The sequence below is a fragment of the Nostoc sp. genome (assembly GCF_036917375.1).
Taxonomy (GTDB): Bacteria; Cyanobacteriota; Cyanobacteriia; order Cyanobacteriales; family Nostocaceae; genus Nostoc.
Genome location: NZ_JBALDN010000116.1, coordinates 1 through 6,310 on the forward strand (window position 1 = coordinate 1; position 6,310 = coordinate 6,310).

Consider the following 6,310-nt stretch of genomic DNA (forward strand, 5'->3'; position numbering starts at 1 on the left):
TACATGGTTTCTGTGTTGGCGGCGGCTCTCCCAAACTCAACACAGGAGCTAGAATCCATCTGTCAATAGGGTTTGAGACGCGCTAACCCTGCTATTTAGCTGAAAATAGCTGTAAGAAAACTAGCTTATGCGATCGCACTCTTCTATCAAATCCCTACTTATTCTTACAATGGCAATCTGAGTAACGACTGCGGATGAGATACCAGAAGTAGCGATCGCATTTAGTGCTAAGAGCGTGAAATCAGTTTTAATTATTTTAATTTTTATCTAAAGATGTAGTTTTAAGACAGATTGTTATTACTTATGATAGTTCCTCTAAATCATTCCAATCAGTGAAAGTAAATATACTTAATAACTGAGGTTCAAAGCATGGACTCAACAGGTAAGGTTCAAACTGTGGACTCGTCCTGGTCTCTTCCACTGCCGTTGAAAGAGTATGCAATGAGCCGAGTAACTGTCTACTTTTACAGCGACAGATGGGTTCCAATTAAATATTGTTCTTTGGGAAAGGCAATTTTGCTTCACCAAAAGGCAAATTTAGAAGGAAAGGAAATTTTGTTATTTCCTGTTCATATAGACCCTAATCAATTCTCAAACTCTTTTAACTGAAATGCATTGAGGTAGACTATTTTTCAAACATCTTGGCAACAAATTAATCCAACTTTAGAGGCGTACATATATATGTACGCCTCTAATTGTAAATTGGGTTAGAAATGCCTGCCAACTTTAAAGCCAAAGGTGTGGCGATCGCCATAATATACAACTGCATCAAGTGGTATAAAGGCTGTGTTTATATATATCTCGTCAAAGATATTACTGTTTAATGCTACGATTGCTAAGTCCAAACATATACACAATAAAAGTTGTTTGAGCTACTAGGATTCCGAGCGGTGTACCTCCAAGTGCTACCCTAGCTTGAAAACTTCCAAGCTCATCAAGCTTTCGGGTTTCAATAAATATTCTGCTTTGGGGATTGAGTTGCCATCTTACTGCTTCTGAGTTGCCAAGAAAACTCAGAGGTAGACTTAGAATATAGCCCAGAATCGTAAATCCTAAAGCTGTAGGAATAGTCAGCTTCAAGTTTTGAAATAGTAATGAGCGCATGGAACAAAAAATTAGCTAACTTTAAAAGTTTGACAACTATTTTTATAGTTAGAAATACATCCGCAGTTGGCATTTAGCATTTTGAAAGTTGCAAACAGAGTAGGGAGGCTACGCACACCGATCCATAATTTCTTTTGATCTCAAACTAACCCAGAACGCAATGCTACGACTGCTGCTTGCACGCGATCGTCCACTGCTAATTTATTCATAATTCCGCGGACATGAGTTTTGATGGTGTTGGGGCTGAGATAGAGTTTTTCGGCAATTTCTGGATTACTCAACCCATCTACCATCAGCTTTAACACTTCTAACTCGCGCCCAGATAAGTTGGCGGTGTTGGTGGTGGGTGAAGGCGGTTTGAGATTATCAATGACTCGCCGCGCAATTTGGGGATCGAGATAGGCTGCACCATCAACTGCGGCTGCGATCGCACTTAACAATCTTTCCACACTTGCACCTTTGATACAATACGCATCTGCACCGCTAGACAGTGCCGCAATAATTTCTGTCTCCGTTTGATGAGATGTCAGCATTACTACATGAGTTGCTGGCAACGCCGCCTTAATTTGCTGTGTTGCGGCAATACCATCCAATCGCGGCAACCCAATATCCATAACCACCAAATCAGGTTTCAGTTGCAGTGCAGCTTGAACTCCCAAATAACCATCTTCTGCTTGTCCAACAATCTCCAACTGAGGATGAGCCATCAACGATTGCTCTAATCCCAGTTGCATCATCGGATCGTCTTCGACAATTAACACGCGCAAGGGCGGAGCATTGACGGGTAAATTTAAGGGATAGCGAGTATCTAAAGACATTTTTATTAATTAAGAGTCATTAGTCATGAGTCATTTGTCCTTTGTCATTTGTCCTTTGTCTTTTGCTTGCCAATAACTAATGACTAATTACAAATGACCAATTATTATTCTTCTACGCGATAGCCTAACTCTGCTAAACTAATCCGCGACTGTCGCCATTTTGGCTGGACTTTCACAAACAATTCTAGATAAACTTTGCCAGCGATTAATTTTTGAATTTGTTCGCGGGCTTCACTACCAATTGCTTTGAGCATCGCTCCACCTTTGCCGATGAGTATGCCTTTTTGGGAATCACGCTCGACGTTGATGGTAGCAAGTACACGGGTAATGCTGGGAGTTTCTTCTACTAGGTCAATGGCGATCGCTACTGAATGGGGTACTTCTTCACGAGTCAATAATAAAATTTGTTCTCGGATTAATTCACCCATAATAAAGCGTTCTGGCTGGTCAGTTACCAAGTCTGGAGGATAATATAATGGCCCAATTTCTAAATGTTCAATTAATAATTCTTGAAGTTGCGGTAATCCTGTACTAGTCTTGGCAGAAAATTTCACAATTTTCCATTCATGAGACTGGGCCATCTGAGCGTAACTATCATCTAGAAACTGCGATTCAGCAGGTTGTTGGTCAGTTTTGTTCGCGCCCAAAATCACTGGTGTTTTACTGCGACTAAGCAATTCAGCAATGTAGCGATCGCCCGATCCACAAGCCACAGATCCATCTACCACAAATAACACAACATCTACCGATTCAATGGCAATTTTGGCATTTTGCACCAATACTTCGCCTAATTGATGATGGGGCTTATGAATTCCTGGCGTATCTACAAATATTAACTGCGCTTCTGGTGTAGTTAGTACACCGCGCAAACGGTTACGTGTAGTTTGTGCTACTGGTGATGTAATGGCAATTTTTTGTCCTACTAACTGATTCATCAAAGTGGATTTACCGACATTTGGACGACCAACAATGCCGATAAAACCTGATTTGAATTCAGGAGGAGCCTGGGGAATTGCTACTTCTCCTGAATAAGAGAAGTTGTAATTTTCAATACTAGTCACCTTTGGCTCCACCCTCATATTTTATAGCTGGGATAACTTGGTTTGTTCTTAGACACAAAATAGGCATAAAATTACCCTGGCATTTTTAGGGATTGCTTTTGCCGAGGTTTAATCTACTACCGGCTCTACACTTATATTTTACAGCTGAGATAACCTTAGTTGTAGTATTCAGGAGTCAGAATTCAGTAGTCAGAATATTAAAAAAATTAAACTCCAAGTTTACCTCATTTCATCGGCAATCATACTCAACCTACATAAAATCTGACTTTTGGTTCAAGAGTTGCTGAATTTTTAGACTTTGTTTTGTTTTTAGATCCAAAAGAAACATAAAATTACTTTGGCATTAACAGGTAGGACTTTTGCTTAGGTTTAATCTGCTAACTTTGGCTTAAGTTTCATCGACTACTTAATATATACATTTGGATCAAAATGTCAATAAAAGATGTGGGACAACCCAAACGCATAGGAATTCTGACAAGTGGAGGTGATTGTTCTGGCTTAAATGCTGTGATTAGGGCTGTAGTAAATTGTGCTGTAAATACTTACGGTTGGGAGGTTTTGGGAATCCGTCAAGCAACTCTAGGATTAATGGCGCGTCCGCCACAATTCACCAAGCTGGAAGTCGATCAAGTTGACTCGTTGTTAACAGCGGGTGGCACAATGTTGGGGACGACCAATAAAGGCGACCCTTTTGCCTTTCCGATGGGGGATGGAAGTTTATGCGATCGCTCCGAAGAAATTATTGCAGGTTATCATGAATTAGGTTTAGACGCTTTGATTGGTATCGGCGGCGATGGTAGCTTGGCAATTTTGCGTCGCCTCGCTCAACAAGGCGGTATTAATTTAGTAGGTATTCCCAAAACCATTGATAACGATATTGGCGTTACCGAACACGCTATCGGTTTTGATACAGCAGTAAATATTGCCACAGAAGCACTAGATCGGTTACATTTTACTGCTGCAAGTCATAGCCGAGTCATGATTTTGGAAGTAATGGGTCGTGATGCCGGACACATAGCAATAGCTGCGGGAATTGCGGGGGGAGCAAATGTAATTTTAATTCCCGAAATTCCTTATACAGTTGAGCATATTTGCCACAAAATCAAAGAACGCCAAGAGAAAGGCAAAAACTATTGTTTGATTATTGTTTCTGAAGCAGTTCGTACCCAAGACGGCGAAAATGTGACGATTACCAATCGCTTAGGTCAATCTCGATACGGGGGAATTGGCGAATATTTAGCCGATGAAATTATTCAGCACATCGGTGTAGAAACGCGAGTTACAGTTTTAGGACACATTCAACGGGGTGGAACTGCTTCACCACTAGATAGATTAGTTGCAACAGCCTTTGGCGTAGCAGCAGTTAATCTAATTGCCGAAGATAAATACGATCGCATGGTGACATGGCAAAATCGCCAAGTATTAAGTGTACCAATTACAGAAGCGATCGCTCAATATAGCGCCGTCGATCCCAATGGTACTTTAGTTAAAACCGCTCGTGGTATGAGTATTTATTTGGGAGACTAAACATATATGGTACAGGCACAGCATAGCTGTGCCTATCAAAGTACAAAGTTTAGTAAAGTTTGATATTGTACAGGTGTTGGAAAATTAAAAATGCTATTTCATATATTTGAACCATCCCTGACGTGTGGTTTATTTACCTGAAAATAGCTGTAATATAATCATAATATTAGGTCTGTTAATATTGTGAGTTTTGATAATGTTTGTAAGCTGCTGGCAGAAAAATATCCAGCAGATTTTGTTCGGTGGTTAATTGCTGAGGAATCGGCAAATACAAAAGTGCTAAAAACTGAATTAAGCTTGGAACCAATTCGTGCAGATTCTGTGACTTTTATTCAAACTAAAAACAGGATTCTGCATATTGAGTTTCAGACTTTAACACAGTCTAGCCCTGCAATTACCTTCCGAATGCTAGATTACTCCGTGAGATTAAAACGTCAGTATAAATGTCCAGTTGTGCAGGTAGTCATCTTTTTGCAAGAAACAAACGATGAAATTGCTTTTACCCAAGAATATGTGGATGATATGACAGTACACCGCTATCAAGTCATACGGATGTGGGAGCAAGATTCGAGTGTATTTTTAAATAATGCAAATTTATTACCTCTGGCTACTCTGAGTCGTACTGATTCCCCACAAAGTTTATTGTCCCAGGTTGCGAAAAAAGTGGCTACAATTTCAGATAGGGAGACAAAACAAAATATTGCTGGGTATACAGAAATTTTAGCTGGTTTGCGATTCGACAAAACTTTGATTCGTCAATTGTTAAGTGAGGATATTATGCAAGAATCAGTGATTTATCAAGATATTTTGCAAAAAGGAAAACAACAAGAAGCTTTTTCTTTATCTATGTCTCTGCTAGAAGAACGTTTTGGTGACATTGATGAATCAATTTATCAAAAAGTTCAAGGTTTGAGAATTGAACAATTAGAGGCTTTATGTCGATCTCTCTTAAGAATGTCTGAGATGGATGATTTAGTAACTTGGTTAGAACAGCAACAAAGTAGTTGAAGTTAAATTGATTTTCTTTAAGAAAGCATCGCACCTCTCTACAACCCTAAACGGAGTGAAACTGCACACTCACCGATATCCCGCCTAGAAGTGAAGTTCAGGGCTTCAGGTATGAGACTCGGAAGAAATTCCGAGACGGAATAGAAACGCATTGTGAGACTATTAATAAAGACATTGTTTAAAATCACTTGATATATTTGTTATCCCCTAACTAACTATTCCCAAGACAAACTCGCCTTCATTCACAGCTTGATTGATTGCGACATCATAAACTAATCCATCTTCTTGAGCGCAGATATCAATTATACTGGGTAGCTTACCTTCTTTATTAAAACTGAGAATTTGATAGAGTTTGTCTCCAGCTTTTACTGAAGTGCCTAATTCTATTCTGGATTGAATCATACCACCTGCGATCGCATAATATTTTTTCCTGTTGCTGCTAGATGCAAAAGTCATCTCATGGGTTTTTATGTCACCTGATAAATCAGGCATTTGCAGTACACCTTTTTGTGCTAAATAATTTTTCACACCTCGTACACCTTTAGCAACTGAATCAGGGTGCATTTGCATTCCTGAGCCTAATTCTAATGTCCAAGCTTCCACATCAAACTTGATTTCTCTACCTAATTCTTTAAAACAAGCTTCCAGTGCTAACCAAGGTTTAATAAAAGCTTCATCAAAAGCATCACCATCATATTTCAATACGGTTCAGTTAAGGCTGAAAGTCGTGTAAATTAAGCATTGTCCAAGAATGAAAATGAGCGTGTGGTGCATCTCAAAGATTTCTTATTG

The 6,310-nt window shown here is 39.4% G+C and carries 5 protein-coding genes and 1 pseudogene; 2 read left to right on the top strand and 4 right to left on the bottom strand.

Annotated features, from left to right (window positions below):
• Positions 1-813 precede the first annotated feature (813 nt).
• The 3 genes from V7K45_RS31960 to era all read right to left on the bottom strand — a co-directional run bounded on the left by V7K45_RS31960 (position 814) and on the right by era (position 3,001).
• Positions 814-1,104: a hypothetical protein gene (locus tag V7K45_RS31960; protein WP_335009868.1), complete on the bottom strand. Its 291-nt coding sequence runs from the start codon at positions 1,102-1,104 to the stop codon at positions 814-816.
• Between the two features lie 140 nt (positions 1,105-1,244).
• Positions 1,245-1,922, bottom strand: a complete 678-nt coding sequence (locus V7K45_RS31965; RefSeq protein WP_104908984.1) for a response regulator — start codon at positions 1,920-1,922, stop codon at positions 1,245-1,247.
• Positions 1,923-2,026: 104 nt separating this feature from the next.
• Positions 2,027-3,001: a GTPase Era gene (gene era, locus V7K45_RS31970; RefSeq protein WP_335009870.1), complete on the bottom strand. Its 975-nt coding sequence runs from the start codon at positions 2,999-3,001 to the stop codon at positions 2,027-2,029.
• Positions 3,002-3,427: 426 nt separating this feature from the next.
• Here era and V7K45_RS31975 point away from each other — a divergent pair, with 426 nt between their 5' ends.
• Both V7K45_RS31975 and V7K45_RS31980 read left to right on the top strand, forming a co-directional pair.
• The gene (locus tag V7K45_RS31975) at positions 3,428-4,510 is read left to right on the top strand and encodes an ATP-dependent 6-phosphofructokinase (protein ID WP_335009874.1); all 1,083 of its coding nucleotides are present in this window, start codon (positions 3,428-3,430) and stop codon (positions 4,508-4,510) included.
• A 183-nt stretch (positions 4,511-4,693) separates the two neighbouring features.
• Complete coding sequence (locus V7K45_RS31980; protein ID WP_335009872.1) at positions 4,694-5,518, top strand: DUF4351 domain-containing protein; 825 nt, start codon at positions 4,694-4,696, stop codon at positions 5,516-5,518.
• A 207-nt stretch (positions 5,519-5,725) separates the two neighbouring features.
• Here the strand turns inward: V7K45_RS31980 and V7K45_RS31985 are convergent.
• Positions 5,726-6,217 (bottom strand): annotated as a pseudogene (locus V7K45_RS31985) (succinylglutamate desuccinylase/aspartoacylase family protein); the annotation flags it as partial.
• Positions 6,218-6,310 lie beyond the last annotated feature (93 nt).